Annotated in this window: 10 protein-coding genes and 2 rRNA genes; 11 read left to right on the top strand and 1 reads right to left on the bottom strand. The window is 66.6% G+C overall.

From position 1 onward, the window contains the following. Positions 1-286 precede the first annotated feature (286 nt). From FEZ32_RS01315 to pheT, 9 genes are all read left to right on the top strand, one after another. A 23S ribosomal RNA gene (locus tag FEZ32_RS01315) occupies positions 287-3,386 on the top strand. Positions 3,387-3,555: 169 nt separating this feature from the next. Beyond that, a 5S ribosomal RNA gene (rrf, locus tag FEZ32_RS01310) occupies positions 3,556-3,672 on the top strand. Positions 3,673-4,055: 383 nt separating this feature from the next. After that, positions 4,056-4,769, top strand: coding sequence for a translation initiation factor IF-3 (gene infC, locus FEZ32_RS01305; RefSeq protein WP_097799232.1), 714 nt, complete (start codon positions 4,056-4,058; stop codon positions 4,767-4,769). Between the two features lie 149 nt (positions 4,770-4,918). Beyond that, positions 4,919-5,125, top strand: coding sequence for a 50S ribosomal protein L35 (gene rpmI / locus FEZ32_RS01300; RefSeq protein WP_028703885.1), 207 nt, complete (start codon positions 4,919-4,921; stop codon positions 5,123-5,125). 139 nt (positions 5,126-5,264) lie between these two features. After that, positions 5,265-5,636 (top strand): 50S ribosomal protein L20, encoded by a 372-nt coding sequence (gene rplT, locus FEZ32_RS01295; protein WP_028703884.1) that lies wholly within the window; start codon positions 5,265-5,267, stop codon positions 5,634-5,636. Positions 5,637-5,649: 13 nt separating this feature from the next. After that, positions 5,650-6,456 carry a TrmH family RNA methyltransferase gene (locus FEZ32_RS01290; protein WP_028703883.1) on the top strand — a complete coding sequence of 269 codons (807 nt, stop codon included), beginning with the start codon at positions 5,650-5,652 and terminating at the stop codon, positions 6,454-6,456. 429 nt (positions 6,457-6,885) lie between these two features. Continuing rightward, positions 6,886-8,778 (top strand): DUF2339 domain-containing protein, encoded by a 1,893-nt coding sequence (locus FEZ32_RS01285; protein ID WP_028703882.1) that lies wholly within the window; start codon positions 6,886-6,888, stop codon positions 8,776-8,778. 134 nt (positions 8,779-8,912) lie between these two features. Continuing rightward, positions 8,913-10,022, top strand: coding sequence for a phenylalanine--tRNA ligase subunit alpha (pheS, locus tag FEZ32_RS01280; RefSeq protein WP_028703881.1), 1,110 nt, complete (start codon positions 8,913-8,915; stop codon positions 10,020-10,022). Next, the gene (gene pheT, locus FEZ32_RS01275) at positions 10,019-12,538 is read left to right on the top strand and encodes a phenylalanine--tRNA ligase subunit beta (RefSeq protein WP_138679715.1); all 2,520 of its coding nucleotides are present in this window, start codon (positions 10,019-10,021) and stop codon (positions 12,536-12,538) included. The genes pheS and pheT overlap by 4 nt, the downstream gene beginning before the upstream one ends. 68 nt (positions 12,539-12,606) lie before the next feature. On the opposite strand, the gene bioB is transcribed toward pheT, so the two are convergent. Then, on the bottom strand, positions 12,607-13,677 hold the full coding sequence (bioB, locus tag FEZ32_RS01270; RefSeq protein WP_028703879.1) for a biotin synthase BioB: 1,071 nt from the start codon (positions 13,675-13,677) through the stop codon (positions 12,607-12,609). Positions 13,678-13,809: 132 nt separating this feature from the next. Between bioB and FEZ32_RS01265 the strand changes: the two genes are divergently transcribed. Next, a complete protein-coding gene (locus FEZ32_RS01265) occupies positions 13,810-14,475 on the top strand; it encodes a TetR/AcrR family transcriptional regulator C-terminal domain-containing protein (protein WP_028703878.1) in 666 nt (221 codons plus the stop codon). A gap of 64 nt (positions 14,476-14,539) precedes the next feature. Beyond that, entirely contained in the window at positions 14,540-15,073 is a 534-nt protein-coding gene (locus FEZ32_RS01260; RefSeq protein WP_028703877.1) for an arginine repressor, read from the top strand. Positions 15,074-15,134 lie beyond the last annotated feature (61 nt).

Below are 15,134 nucleotides of genomic sequence, written 5' to 3'. Positions count from 1 at the left end.
GGTCTGGCATGGTCCATTGGGTCGGGCGCCTCCTGTGTGGGGTGTGTGGCCTGCTTCTGTGGAATGTTGACTGGATGTATTTTTCTGCCTGGTCTGGTGTCCTCCTGTGTGGGGGTGTCGGGTGGGTGGGGGCGCACTGTTGGGGTTCTGGGGTATCACCTTGTGGTGTCCTGGCGAATGCCGCTGCTGCGGGTCCTGTTGTGGGGCTTGTGGTGGGTGTCTCGTGTGGTGGTTGAGAACTGTACAGTGGATATGAGCATCTTTGTAGATTCTTGTTTTGTGTGTATTGCAAGCTACTTAGTGCGGTCGGTGGATGCCTTGGCACCAAGAGCCGATGAAGGACGTTGTGACCTGCGATAAGCCCCGGGGAGTTGGTGAACGAACTGTGATCCGGGGATGTCCGAATGGGGAAACCTTGAATTGCCGGAGTCATGTCCGGTGACCCTGCCCTGAATGTATAGGGGTGTGGGAGGGAACGCGGGGAAGTGAAACATCTCAGTACCCGTAGGAAGAGAAAACAATAGTGATTCCGTGAGTAGTGGCGAGCGAAAGCGGATGAGGCCAAACCGTGTGTGTGTTCAAGCCGGCAGGCGTTGCATGCGCGGGGTTGTGGGGCCTTCTTGATCTGACTGCCGTCGGGTCGACCAGTAAGAAATGGTGTGTGAAGTCGAATCGTCTGGGAAGACGGACCGGAGTGGGTGAGAGTCCCGTAGACGTGAGTGCACCGCTGGTGGGAGTGACCCCAAGTAGCGCGGAACTCGTGAAATTTCGCGTGAATCTGGCGGGACCACCCGTCAAGCCTGAATACTCCTTGGTGACCGATAGCGGATAGTACCGTGAGGGAATGGTGAAAAGTACCCCGGGAGGGGAGTGAAAGAGTACCTGAAACCGGCCGCATACAATCCGTCGGAGCCTGAACACTTGTGTTCGGGTGACGGCGTGCCTTTTGAAGAATGAGCCTGCGAGTCAGTGGTGCGTGGCGAGGTTAACCCGTGTGGGGTAGTCGTAGCGAAAGCGAGTCCGATAAGGGCGACAGTCGCGTGCTCTGGACCCGAAGCGGTGTGATCTATCCATGGCCAGGATGAAGCGACGGTAAGACGTCGTGGAGGTCCGCACCCACTTCAGTTGAAAATGGAGGGGATGAGCTGTGGATAGGGGTGAAAGGCCAATCAAACACCGTGATAGCTGGTTCTCCCCGAAATGCATATAGGTGCAGCGTTGCGTGGTGCGTGCCGGAGGTAGAGCACTGGATGGTCTAGGGGGCCTATCAGCTTACCGAAATCAGCCAAACTCCGAATGCCGGTATGTTGAGCGCAGCAGTGAGACGGCGGGGGATAAGCTTCGTCGTCGAGAGGGAAACAGCCCAGATCATCAGCTAAGGCCCCTAAGGGGCGGCTAAGTGGAAAAGGATGTGGAGTTGCGGTGACAACCAGGAGGTTGGCTTGGAAGCAGCCATCCTTGAAAGAGTGCGTAATAGCTCACTGGTCAAGTGATTCCGCGCCGACAATGTAGCGGGGCTCAAGCCGTCCGCCGAAGCTGTGGCAGTCAGTCCTTGTGGCTGGCTGGGTAGGGGAGCGTCGTGTCAGTGGTGAAGCGGTGGGGTGACCTGTCGTGGAACTGGCGCGAGTGAGAATGCAGGCATGAGTAGCGAATGACGGGTGAGAAACCCGTCCGCCGAATATCCAAGGGTTCCAGGGTCAAGCTAATCTGCCCTGGGTGAGTCGGGACCTAAGGCGAGGCCGACAGGCGTAGTCGATGGACGACCAGTTGATATTCTGGTACCGGTGCAACACCGTCCGTGCCGAGGTGTGTGATGCTAAGCGTGCGAGTCCTGGTCTTGCGCCTCTTTGAGGTGTGGGGCTGGTGATGAGTGTGTGAACCGATCATGTAGTAGGCAAGCTGCGGAGGGACGCAGTGAGGTAGCTCAACCCCAGCGATGGTTGTCTGGGGCTAAATGTGTGGACCGTCCGGCAGGTAAATCCGTCGGGCATGTGGTCGAGGCATGATGGCGAGCCCACGCTTGTGGGTGAGTGAGTGATCCTGTACTGCCGAGAAAAGCTTCGTGAGCGAGGTGTTGGACCGCCCGTACCCTAAACCGACACTGGTGGATTGGTAGAGTATACCGAGGCGATCGAGAGAATCATGGTGAAGGAACTCGGCAAAATGCCCCCGTAACTTCGGGATAAGGGGGGCCCCAACTGTGACAGTCCTTGCGACTGGTAGCGGTGAGGGTCGCAGAGACCAGGGGGAAACGACTGTTTACTAAAAACACAGGTCCGTGCGAAGTTGTAAGACGATGTATACGGACTGACTCCTGCCCGGTGCTGGAAGGTTAAGGGGAACTGTCAGAACCTTCGGGTTTGAAGCGGTGAACTTAAGCCCCAGTAAACGGCGGTGGTAACTATAACCATCCTAAGGTAGCGAAATTCCTTGTCGGGTAAGTTCCGACCTGCACGAATGGAGTAACGATTTCCCTACTGTCTCCACCATGAACTCGGCGAAATTGCATTACGAGTAAAGATGCTCGTTACGCGCAGCAGGACGGAAAGACCCCGGGACCTTTACTATAGTTTGGTATTGGTGATCGGTGCGACTTGTGTAGGATAGGTGGGAGACTGTGAGGCAGCCACGCCAGTGGTTGCGGAGTCATTGTTGAAATACCACTCTGGTCGTTCTGGTTATCTCACCTCGGACCGTGATCCGGTCCAGGGACAGTGCCTGATGGGTAGTTTGACTGGGGCGGTCGCCTCCTAAAAGGTAACGGAGGCGCCCAAAGGTTCCCTCAGCCTGGTTGGTAATCAGGTGTTGAGTGCAAGTGCACAAGGGGGCTTGACTGTGAGACAGGCATGTCGAGCAGGGACGAAAGTCGGGACTAGTGATCTGACGGTGGCTCGTGGGAGTGCCGTCACTCAACGGATAAAAGGTACCCCGGGGATAACAGGCTGATCTTGCCCGAGCGCTCACAGCGACGGCATGGTTTGGCACCTCGATGTCGGCTCGTCGCATCCTGGGGCTGGAGTCGGTCCCAAGGGTTGGGCTGTTCGCCCATTAAAGCGGCACGCGAGCTGGGTTTAGAACGTCGTGAGACAGTTCGGTCCCTATCCGCTGCGCGCACAGGAATCTTGAGAAGAGCTGTCTCTAGTACGAGAGGACCGAGACGGACTGACCTCTGGTGTGCCAGTTGTTCCGCCAGGAGCATGGCTGGTTGGCTACGTCGGGATGTGATAACCGCTGAAAGCATCTAAGCGGGAAGCACACTTCAAGATGAGGGTTCCCACAGATGAATCTGGTAAGGCCCCCGAGAGACCATCGGGTTGATAGGCCGGACGTGGACGCACTGCAAGGTGCGGAGCTGACCGGTACTAATAGGCCGAGGGCTTGCTACACACACTTCATCTTCTGTGACTGCTCGTATCCACTGTGCGGCTCTGGCCCACCACACACCCCCTGCGGGGGGTGCGGGATGGTGGCTGGATCCGAAACAAACACGCCCACACACTCCAACCCATTCAATGGGCTGACGGGTTGTGTGGGAGTCATATCCACAGTTTTTGTGCCGGTGGCCATGGCTGGAGGGAAACACCCGGTCCCATTCCGAACCCGGAAGTTAAGCCTCCACACGCCGATGGTACTGCCCACGCCAGTGGGTGGGAGAGTAGGACGCTGCCGCACAAACCCCTTAAAAAAAGAGTTCGGGGCCCGGACCGTGTTCCCCATGTCGAGGTGATCGACATGACGGGGGACCCGGTCCGGGCCCCGAACCACACCCACACCCACACCCAGACACCGATTCCCGATTTGGGATTGCGGTCCTGATGCGGGTACTCTTCTATTCAGGACCGTCGCGGAGATGGTCCGTGAAAGCGGAGGCCTGACCTCCCACCCGGGCGAGTGCGAGTTCGCCGGGTCGAGACGAATCACTGCCGCCCTGTGGCGGCACCGGATGGGTGGCCGGCAAGGTCACTACGAGGGCGCCGGGTAACGGCGCCGAGGGCCTTCGAGGCCAGTGGTTCCTTACGTCAGGCTCCCGTGTCGTCACGGGAGCCTTTTCCGCATTGGTCGGAGAACACGAGATCCTGGGAGGACCCATCAGTACTGAACCGCGCATCAACGAGCGGATCCGAGTCCCCGAAGTGCGCCTGGTCGGCCCCAACGGCGAGCAGGTCGGCATCGTTCGGGTGGAGCAGGCCATGCAGCTGGCCCGTGAGCACGACCTCGACCTGGTCGAGGTGGCCCCGATGGCGAGGCCGCCGGTCGTCAAGCTCATGGACTACGGCAAGTTCAAGTACGAAGCGGCTCAGAAGGCGCGTGAGTCGCGCCGCAATCAGTCGAACACTGTGATCAAAGAGATGAAGCTGCGGCCGAAGATCGACGATCACGACTACGAGACGAAGAAGGGCCACGTCCTGCGCTTCCTCAAGGGCGGCGACAAGGTCAAGATCACGATCATGTTCCGTGGTCGCGAGCAGTCGCGTCCGGAACTCGGCGTCAACCTGCTGCGGCGTCTTGCCGAGGACGTGCAGGAGTACGCCACCGTCGAGTCCCCGCCCAAGCAGGAGGGGCGCAACATGCTGATGATTCTGGCGCCGACCCGCAAGAAGACAGAGGCGCGAGCCGATCAGAAGGTCGAGCGGGACCGGAAGGCCGCTCAGCGCGCCGCCGATGCCGAGGCGGACAAGGTCTACGAGGCCAAGCAGCGCGCTGCTGCCGCCCCGACCAGGAAGAAGAAGGGTCCGGCCGACAACATGGACCCCGATATCGACGTGTGATCATCAGCTGATCGGTCAGGGCCCACGGCCCTGCCGATCCCCACACCTGGCCACTGCCCCTTGTGGAGCAGTAGCCGACGAACCGGCTCGACCGGTTCACCCGGAGTCCCATGCGGCCCCGGGCCGACGAGAACGAATGGAGTCACCCGATGCCGAAGATGAAGACCCACTCCGGGGCCAAGAAGCGTTTCAAAGTGACGGGGTCGGGCAAGATCACCCACCTCAGGGCTGGCAAGCGCCACCTCAACGAGCACCTGTCCTCGCGTCAGACCCGTCGTCTGACCGGTGAGGCCGTGCTCTCGACCGGACAGGCGAAGAAGGTCCGCAAGCTGCTCGGTGGCCACTCCGGCCGCTGAGTCGCCTCGCCTTGCACCGTCCAGAACGGTTCAGGGCGCACTCGCCGATTCCCTCACAGTCCCCTCGATGGGTCCACAGGACTCATGAGTCGCCCCGGGCGACGGGACTTCAGACCAAGAACTTTCAAGGAGAACAACGATGGCACGCGTCAAGCGTTCGGTGAACGCCAAGAAGAAGCGCCGCGAGATCCTCGAGCAGGCGTCCGGCTACCGAGGCCAGCGCTCGCGTCTGTACCGCAAGGCCAAGGAGCAGGTGCTGCACACCGGCACCTACTCCTTCCGCGACCGTCGCGCGAAGAAAGGCAACTTCCGTGCGCTGTGGATCCAGCGGATCAATGCCGCCGCGCGTGCCGAGGGCATGACCTACAACCGGTTCATGTACGGCCTCAAGAACGCCGGCGTCGAGGTGGACCGCAAGATCCTCGCCGAGCTGGCCGTCAGCGAGCCGAGCGCCTTCACCAGCCTGGTCGAGGTCGCGAAGGCCCACCAGTCCCAGCCTGCGGCCGCCTGACATCGGCACGCCATTGAACGGCGGGTCGAACGCACCGGAACCCATTTCGAGGAATGCGCTGCGCTCGGCCCGTCGTCTGCTGTCCCGGCGCGGTCGTGAGGAGGCCGGGCTCTTCCTGGTGGAGGGCGCCCAGGCGGTGGGGGAGGCCCTTCGGTGGACCGGCCGCACCTCGCTGCTGGCCACCATCGATCCGCAGCGCGACCGTGCCCTGGTGACAGAGGCGCAGCAGCGCGGCATCAGAGTCGTCGAACTCACCGACACCGACGTGCGAGCACTCTCGGAGACAGTGACCAGTCAGGGACTCTTCGCGATCTGCGAGCTGGTGTCCACGGCCCAGCCCCCCGCCATCACAGATCCGCGACTGGTGGTGATCTGCGCCCAGGTCCGCGATCCCGGGAATGCCGGCACCGTGATCCGGTGTGCCGACGCTTTCGGCGCTGACGCCGTCATCCTCACCAAGGGGTCCGTTGACCCGCACAATCCCAAGACCGTGCGCGCCTCGGTCGGTTCGGTCTTCCACCTGCCGGTGGTCTCCGGGATGGACCTGGCCGATGCCGTCGGCTGGGCGAGGACCGGCGGACTGCAGGTGCTCGCCGCCGACGGCGGCGGACGAAGTCTCGATGACCTGGCTCGACACGACGAACTGGGGAGACCCACCGCTTGGCTGATGGGCAATGAGGCGTGGGGGCTGCCTGCCGACCAGAAGGACCTGGCCGACCAGATCGTCGGCGTCCCGATGTGGGGCGCGGCGGAGTCCCTCAACCTCTCCACCGCTGCCGCGGTGTGCCTGTACACCACCGCCAGCGCCCAGCGGCGCTGATCTGCTGCATTCCAGTCGGCCTGGACCGGACTTCCGTATCCTTGCGCCATGGCTGCTGATCGACGCCGACCGGCGACCCCAGATGACGTCCTGAACGCCCTCGAGGCGCTCACCGCAAGCAATGCGGAACTGCGATCGGATATCCGACGCCTGGAGAGCACGGTGGCCAGAATGGCCGGCCCCGGCGGCCAGATGCCCTCCCCCCGGACTCAGCGGCCGGTGGGCCCATCGGCCGATCCGAGGCAACCTCCCGGAACGCAGCCATGGCCGCCCCCGCCTGATCGTGGCGGCCGCCCCGGCCCCCAGCTGCCGGCCGGTGGGTTCGCCCGACCACCCGCCGGTCTCCCACGGCCTCCCGGTCCACCGAGCACAGCTGCCCTCCCGCCCTCCTCCCGGCGGCCGAACTACCCGCCTCCCGCAGGAGCTCCGGTGCCCCCGGTCGGCCCGGCACTCGCCCCTCCGGTGGGTCCTTCCGCGGCGCCCAGCGCGTCCCCCGGTGTCACCGAGCGGCCATCCCGGCGCCTGCCCCGTGTCACCGGGGCCGTGGTGATCGGCGCTGTGGGCGCCGCCGTCCTGCTTGCCGGCGTCGTGATGCTGCTGGTGCTGGCGGCCCAGCACGGCTACTTCGGGCCGCTGGCGCGGGTGATCGCCTGTGGCGTGCTGGCGGTCGCCCTGGTGACCGTGGGGCTGATCATCCATCGCAAGGACCCCGGGAATGTCGGATCCCCGGTGCTGGCCGGTGCCGGACTGGCCGCCGGCTATCTCGACATCACGGCGATGACCTGGCTGCTGGGGACCCCTGTGCGCGCCGCGATGGGGGTGGCGGCCGTGCTGACGCTGGCCGGCCTCGGGCTGGCCTGGTGGTGGGGCGCCCAGCTCATTGCGGTGATCGCCACCGTCGGTGCACTGGTGCTGGTGCCCTTCGTCTCCGGTGACGACCTCCTGACCGCCACCGCCTTCCTGATACTCCTCACCGCTGTCAGCACGCCGGCCTCCTGGCGTCGGGGATGGCATGTTCTGCTCGGCTGCCGGGTGCTTCCGACGGTGATCTATCTGACCACGCTGATTCTGGCCGCCAGTCCGACAGACTCTCGGATGCCACTGCTGCGAGTCGGTGCCGCGGTGCTCGCAGCGATCCCCTTCCTGGACTGGTGGCTGCTCCGACCGATGGCGGCACGACTGGTGAGGCTGGGAGGCGAGGCCGTGGATCCGGCCACGGTCAGGGCCCATGCCCTCACCGTCGTCCCGCTGACTCTGCCGCTGTGGGCCGCCGCGATCTCCTCGCCGGGATGGGTCGCCGCACTGCTCGCCACTGCTCTGCTGGTGGTCTCCCTGGTCCACTGGGTGGTGGCCAAGGATCTGGTCATGGTCGCCGGATGCACCGTCGTGACGGTGCTGGCCGGTCTGGCCCTGCCGATCGCACTGCTGGAGGGTGATGCGCTCTGGCTCAGCGTGGCTCTGCTGTGCCTCGCCCTGCTGGATGTCCACCGACGCACCGGGCAGGTCTCCGCGCTGTGGGTGGCGGTGGTGTTCGCGACCATCCCGCTGGTCCACGCCATCACGGCTCTTCCGGACCAGCAGACGACCCGTTCGGCCGCGGAGCGTGCGCTGGAGGCTCTCACCGGACTGGCCGAGACCGCGACCGTGGTCGCCGTTCTGCTGATGCTGGGGAAGGTGGCCGCCGAGAGCACCCGCCCACCGGCGAACCCGTCCGCCGTGAGATCGGGATGGATCGTGGCCGCGACGACGGCGGCCTGCCTCCTGCTCAAGGGACCCGTCACGGCCGTCACCGACACCATCGCCCTGCTGATCGGGTACCAGGACGGCGCGGCCCCGCTGGGACGCGGCCTCACCACCGTCTGTGCTGCGGTGATCGTCACGGTGCTGCTGATGAAGTCGCGCGGGGCGGGGCGCGGCGCCGCCATCCGGCGGGTGGGCGGCTACGTGCTGATGGGCCTGATCCTGATCAAGCTGTGTCTGATCGATCTCGAGTATCTCGACGGAGTGGTCCGGGTGATCGCCTTCATCGGGGTCGGCCTGCTGATGCTCACCCTGGCGACCGCCTACTCGCGCACCATCGCCTCCCCCTCGGGGCCCGACCAGGAGGCGACGGATTCGGATGCGGCCGGTGTCGGGGCGCACGATCTCGCTCCACATCCCGCTGGGTCGGCTGGCTCCGCGACGAGCGCTCCCGGCCGGCCGGATCGGCGTCCGCCCCGACCCGGGCCGACCGGTGGGCCCGACGCGGCCCGCCCGCCGGTCGACGGTGGGGCCGCCGGTCCTCCCGGCGGTGGTGGCAGCTGGGCACCGCCCGGTACCTGAGCCGGTCGATCCCTCCGGCCCGGTGTCACTAGAATGGGCCGATGTGCCGGGTGCGCCCGGCCATCACACGCGCGCAGCGCTGCATTGGCAGACACTGTGCGCGAGCACGTTCCAACAGCATCAGGGGAAGGCCCATGAGCGGTCCCAACACGAATGACGACCCGGTGGCGACCAGCGCCTTGGACGCCGCCCAGGTCGAGCGGCACGTCACCGAGGCGCTGGCAGCGATTGCCCAGGCCTCGACCACCGCCGAGCTCAAGGATGTTCGCATCGCCCATGTCGGCGACCACTCACCGCTGGCCCTGGCCAACCGCGAGATCGGATCCTTGCCTCCCGCCGAGCGCAGGGAGGTCGGCAAGCGGGTCGGCATGGCCCGCGGCCGCGTCAAACAGGCCCTCGCGGCCCGTACCGCCGAGGTGGCCGAGACCGAGCTGGAGGCCAGCCTGGCCGCCGAGGCGGTCGACGTCACGCTGCCCGTGCAGACCCACCCGCAGGGCGCAATGCATCCGCTGACGGCACTCATCGACATGGTCTCCGACGTCTTCACCTCAATGGGGTGGGAGGTCGCCGAGGGGCCCGAGTGCGAGTCGGAGTGGTTCAACTTCGACGCCCTCAACCTGGGCACCGATCACCCCGCTCGGGCCCTCCAGGACACCCTGTGGATCGATCCGGTCTCCGACGGCAAGTGTCTGCGGACCGCGACCAGCCCGGTCCAGATCCACACCCTCCTCGCCCACGGCGCCCCGGTGCGCATTATCAGCCCCGGAAAGGTCTTCCGCGCCGACGAGTACGACGCGACCCACCTGCCGGTCTTCCACCAGGTCGAGGGACTGTGCGTCGACAAGGGCATCTCGATGGCCCACCTCAAGGGCACCCTGGACCACTTCGCCCAGGCGATCTTCGGTGATGTGCGGACCAGATTCCGCCCCCACTACTTCCCCTTCACCGAGCCCAGCGCCGAGGTCGACGTCGAGTGCTTCGTGTGCCACGGGGAGTCGGTCGGCAACCCCGCCCGCCCCTGCCGGACCTGCCGGTCCGAGGGATGGATCGAGTGGGGCGGGTGCGGGGTCGTCAACCCCCGCGTCCTGCGCGCCTGCGGCGTCGACACCGACGTCTACTCCGGATTCGCCTTCGGGATGGGCCTGGACCGCACCGTGATGGTGCGCAACAACGCCTCGGACCTGCGCGAGTTCGTCGAGGGCGACGTCCGGTTCAGCCGTTCACTGCTGGGAGGAGCACGATGAGGGTCCCGATGTCATGGCTGCGCGCCATGATCGATCTGCCGGAGGGCACCACGACCACCCAGGTGGCCGAGGTGATCACCGAGCACACCGCCGATGTCGAGCGCGTCGAGTCGATCGGCGGTGAGGTGAGCGGCCCGGTCGTGGTCGGCAAGGTGGTCAGCGCCGAGCCCAAGCTGCAGAAGAACGGCAAGACGATCGTGTGGTGCCGGGTCGACGTCGGCGCCGAGCTCAACGCCCAGGGGCATCCCAAGAACGCCGACGGCGCCGAGCTGGGCCGCGGCATCATCTGCGGCGCCCACAACTTCGGCGTCGGGGACCTCGTCGTGGTCTCCCTGCCGGGGGCCGTGCTTCCAGGCGGATTCGAGATCTCTGCCAGACACACCTACGGACACACCTCTGACGGGATGATCTGCGCAGCCGACGAGTTGGGGATCGGCACCGACCACACCGGCATCATCGTGCTGCCCGACACCTTCGAGGGTCGCACCCCGGTGCCCGGCGAGGACGCCCGCCCGATCCTGGGCATCCCCGAGGATGTCCTGGAGATCGATGTCACCCCCGACATCGGCTACTGCATGTCGATCCGGGGGATCGCCCGCGAGGTGGCCCAGGTTCTGGGCCTGCACTTCCACGACCCCTACACCGAGGCTCCCGCACAACCGGTCTCCGGACCGGTGGCGGTGCGGATCGAGTCCCCGGCCTGCAGCCAGTTCGTCGCCCTGCCGGTCACCGGCCTGGACCCCCAGGCCACCACTCCCGGCTACATCGCCGACAGGATCACCCGGGCGGGGATGAGGCCGATCAGCCTGGCCGTCGACGTCACCAACTACGTGATGATCGAGTCCGGCCAGCCCCTGCACTCCTACGACCGCCAGCGCGTGCAGGGTGCCCTGGTGGTCCGCAAGGCGCTGGCGGGGGAGCACCTGAGGACCCTCGACGACGCCGAGAGGGAGCTGGATCCCGACGATCTGGTGATCGCCGATGACTCCGGTGCCATCGGTCTGGCCGGGGTGATGGGCGGAGCCAGCACCGAGATGACCGAGGACTCCCGCGACATCATCCTCGAGGGGGCACACTTCGACGGCACCACGGTGGCCCGCGCCTACCGACGTCACAAGCTGGGCTCGGAGGCCTCACGGCGCTTCGAGCGCGGCGTCGACCCGGTGTGCGCCCACACCGCGGTGGTGCGGGCGGCTCAGCTGCTCGCCGAGCTCGGCGGCGGAACGGTCGGGGAACCGACCATCGTCGGCGACGTCACCCCGATGCCGCAGGCGCGGATCTCCGCCGACCTGCCGGGCCGCATCCTGGGCCTGCCGGTCTCCCGCGAGAAGGTCATCGAGATTCTCCAGGCCTCCAAGGTCGAGGTGACCGCGCTCGGTGACAGCCTCACCGTCATCCCGCCCACCTGGCGACCGGACCTGGTGGATCCCTACGACTACGTCGAGGAGGTCGGCCGCAAGATCGGGTTCAGCCAGATCGAGGCGACGCTGCCCCCGCTGACCGCCGGCCGGGGACTCACCCGTGCCCAGCAGGGACGTCGCGCCGCCCTGCACGCGGTCGCCGACGCCGGATTCGTCGAGGTCATCTCGTTGCCCTTCATCGGCGACACCGACCTGGACGGGCTCGGCCTGACCGGCGAGGACCCGCGACGGCGCACCGTGCAGCTGGCCAACCCGCTGGACGACACCCGCGGATACCTGCGCACCACCCTGCTGCCCGGGCTCTTCCAGGCCGTCTCGCGCAACCAGTCGCGCTCCCAGGACGACGTCGCCATCTTCGAGTGCGGCACCGTCTTCCTGGCCGGACCGCCGGCCCGGGCCCCCAGGCCCAGCGTCGACCACCGACCCAGCGAAGAGGAGCTGGCGCAGATCGCCGCGGCCCTGCCCGACCAGCCCCGGATGCTGGCCGGAGTCCTGTCGGGCAACTGGCTGCCCGACCGGTGGAACGGACCGGCCGTGCGGGCCGACTGGACCCACGCGGTGCTGCTGGCCGAGTCGGCGGCCCAGGCCCTGGGGGTGAGGCTGGAGCGCCGCTCGGCGCGGCAGGCCCCCTGGCATCCCGGCCGGTGCGCGGCTCTGATGGTGGCCGGACAGATCGTCGGGTACGCCGGCGAGCTGCACCCGAAGGTCTGCAAGGCCTTCGGTCTGCCCGCCCGGGCATGTGCGGTCGAGTTGAGCCTCGACGCACTGCTGGAGGCCGCTCCTGCCGGCGGTCAGATCACCCCGCTGTCGACCTTCCCGGTGGCCAAGGAGGACGTCGCCCTGGTGGTGGACGCCGCCGTGCCGGCCGCCCAGGTGCGCGAGGCCCTGGTGGCCGGCGGAGGAGACCTGCTGGAGTCGGTGGAGCTGTTCGACGTCTACACCGGCGAGCAGGTCGGACCCGGGCGCAAGTCGCTGGCCTTCAGCCTGCGACTGCGGGCCGCCGACCGCACCCTCAAGGACGTCGAGGCCGCCCAGGTCCGTGACGCCGCGGTGGCCCAGGCCACCGCGCAGTTCGGGGCCGAGCTGCGGTCCTGACCCTGACGTGAATCACCCCGGCCGCAGGAGCCATGCTCCTGCGGCCGGGGTGCGTTCGGAACCGGAGATCAGGCGTTGACCGGCAGCTGACTGCCGATCCCGCGGTGGCGGATCGGCACCTCGGTGGGCTCCTCGGCGGGAGCCCTGTCAGTGGCCCCGGTCTGACCCTCCGGGACGAATCCGGCGTCGCGGATCATGTCCAGATCCTTGGCCCCTGCGGCCCCCTCGCTGGTGAGGTAGTCGCCCAGGAAGATCGAGTTGACGACCTCCAGGGCGACCGGCTGCATGGTGCGCAGATGCATCTCGCGGCCGGCGGCGGCGCGGACCTCCGCATCCGGGTGGACGAATCGCACCATCGACAGGATCCGAAGGCACCGCTGCGGGGTGAGCTCCCGGCCCTGGCCCTGCAGGGGGGTGCCCTCGAAGGGCAGCAGGAAGTTCACCGGAACCGAGTCGACCCCGTGACGGCGCAGGTCCCAGATGACGTCGACCAGTTCCTCGTCGGTCTCGCCCATCCCGGCGATCACCCCGGAGCAGGGGGACAGCCCGTTGCGCTTGAGGACCTCGACGGTGTCCATCCGGTCCTGGTAGGTGTGGGTGGAGCAGATCGACTCGTAGTGGCTGCGGGAGGTGTTGGCGTTGTGGTTGTAGGCGTCGGCACCGGCCTCATGGAGGGTGGCCGCCTTCTCGTCGTCGACGAATCCCAGGCAGACGCAGACCTCGACGTCGGGATGCCGGGTCTTCAGGTCGCTGACCAGTCCACTGACACGGTCCACGTCCCGGCGGCTGGGGCCGTGGCCGGAGGCCACCAGGCAGACGCGCCGGGCACCCCCGGCGATGCCGGCCTCCACGGCGTCATCGACCACCGCGGGATCGGCCCAGGAGTAGGTCATGATGTCGGCCCGCGAGCCGAGCCGCTGGGAGCAGTAGGAGCAGTCCTCGGGGCACAACCCGCTCTTGAGGTTCACCAGGTAGTTCAGTCTCACCCGGTTCGCGAAGAAGCGACGACGCAGGCGGCCGGCGGCCGCAACGATCGGCATCGTCATCTCATCGGGGCTGCGCAGGATCTCCAGAGCCTGCTCGGGGGTTGCAGAACGTCGGTCCAGGCCGGCCTGCACCATCTCGGATAGATTCATCATTGGCTCCCGGTTCGTCAGCGCATCGATCCCAGCGTGGTTGAACGCTGTTCAACTTGAACGGTGGTCAATATACCCGGGTGCTCCGGCGGACCCGGACCCGGTCACCGTGGGAGCTGCGACAGGAAGGCTCAGATGTCACTGAATCGGCAGGATGTGGTGCGGGCAGCGGTGGACGTGCTCGACCACTACGGGCTCGAGGACCTGACGATGCGTCGCCTGGCAGGACTCCTGGGGGTCAAGGCGGGGGCCCTGTACTGGCACGTGACCAACAAGCAGACCCTGCTGGCGCTGGTGAGCGACGAGATCCTCCGGGAGCCCGACGGTGCGGAGAGGATCGACACCGGCGTCGACGTCCGCGATCACCACCACGGCGATCCCCTCGGGGCGAGCAGCGGTTCGCGTGACGAGCTGGCGGACGCCGTGCGCCGCTGGGCCGGCCTCTTCCGCGCCGCGCTGCTGCGGCACCGCGACGGCGCCGAGGTGGTCGCCTCGACCATGCCGGTCGGGCTGGGCACGGTCGACCCTGCCGCGGAGGTCTCGACGCTGCTGGAGCGGTACGGGTTCTCCGGTCACCAGAGGCGGTACAGTTCCCGGGCGCTCGTGCACTTCATTCTGGGTCATGTCATCGAGGAGCAGACCCGATCGCAGCTGCACGAGCTGGGCGTGGTGGACCAGTTCGATCGTCGCGCCGAGGAGGAGGACTTCGCCGATGGTCTGGAGCTCCTGGTCACCGGGCTGCGCGGCGTGACGACCGGCGGCGCCGAGGACTCCTCCCAAGTTGAGAATGCTGACATCTGACTGCATACTTATGCTAAACAGTGCATGGTATTCGAGGGTCTCGGCCCTCCAGGATGGAGCCAGGATGTCGGAGGGGACGAACGGGGCACCGGCCTCACGCGCGGCCCGCCAGGCTCGAATACGCGACCTGGTGGCCGCCGGCCACGTGTCCTCGCAGTCCGAACTGGGCCAACGACTCGCCGAGGAGGGGATGGCGGTGTCCCAGGGCACCCTGTCGCGCGACCTGGTGGAGATCGGCGCGGTGCGAGGCCGAGATCTCGAGGGCAACCCCTGCTACACGATCCCCAGCGGGGAGCACCCCTCCGATGTGACCACCGGGTCACCGGCATGGACACGGTTGGCCCGACTCACCCGCGAACTGTGCACCGGCGTCCAGCACAACGACTCGCTGGTGGTGCTCAAGACCCCGCCGGGAGCCGCCCAGTACTTCGGATCGGCGATCGACAAGGCGGGATCGGCGGTCATCCTCGGAACCATCGCGGGGGACGACACGATCGCTCTCATCTGCGCCCGGGGGATCGGGGCCGATGAGCTGGCGGACGCCTTCCGGGAGATGGCCGAGACCGGAGCCCCCGCAGCTCTGCTGGCACACGGGTGAGTCGGCACCGCTGACACGGGGATGAATCAGTTCCGCTGGCACAGGGTGAGCGGGACGGGCC

Source organism: Acidipropionibacterium jensenii, from assembly GCF_005890135.1.
GTDB lineage: Bacteria > Actinomycetota > Actinomycetes > Propionibacteriales > Propionibacteriaceae > Acidipropionibacterium > Acidipropionibacterium jensenii.
This window is presented reverse-complemented; position numbering and strand designations above follow the sequence as displayed.

Coding starts and splice junctions, on each gene's coding strand:
- FEZ32_RS01265 (WP_028703878.1), top strand. CDS start 13,810: ATGTCACTGAATCGGCAGGATGTGGTGCGGGCAGCGGTGGACGTGCTC.
- bioB (WP_028703879.1), bottom strand. CDS start 13,677: ATGATGAATCTATCCGAGATGGTGCAGGCCGGCCTGGACCGACGTTCT.
- pheS (WP_028703881.1), top strand. CDS start 8,913: ATGAGCGGTCCCAACACGAATGACGACCCGGTGGCGACCAGCGCCTTG.
- pheT (WP_138679715.1), top strand. CDS start 10,019: ATGAGGGTCCCGATGTCATGGCTGCGCGCCATGATCGATCTGCCGGAG.
- rpmI (WP_028703885.1), top strand. CDS start 4,919: ATGCCGAAGATGAAGACCCACTCCGGGGCCAAGAAGCGTTTCAAAGTG.
- FEZ32_RS01260 (WP_028703877.1), top strand. CDS start 14,540: ATGTCGGAGGGGACGAACGGGGCACCGGCCTCACGCGCGGCCCGCCAG.
- rplT (WP_028703884.1), top strand. CDS start 5,265: ATGGCACGCGTCAAGCGTTCGGTGAACGCCAAGAAGAAGCGCCGCGAG.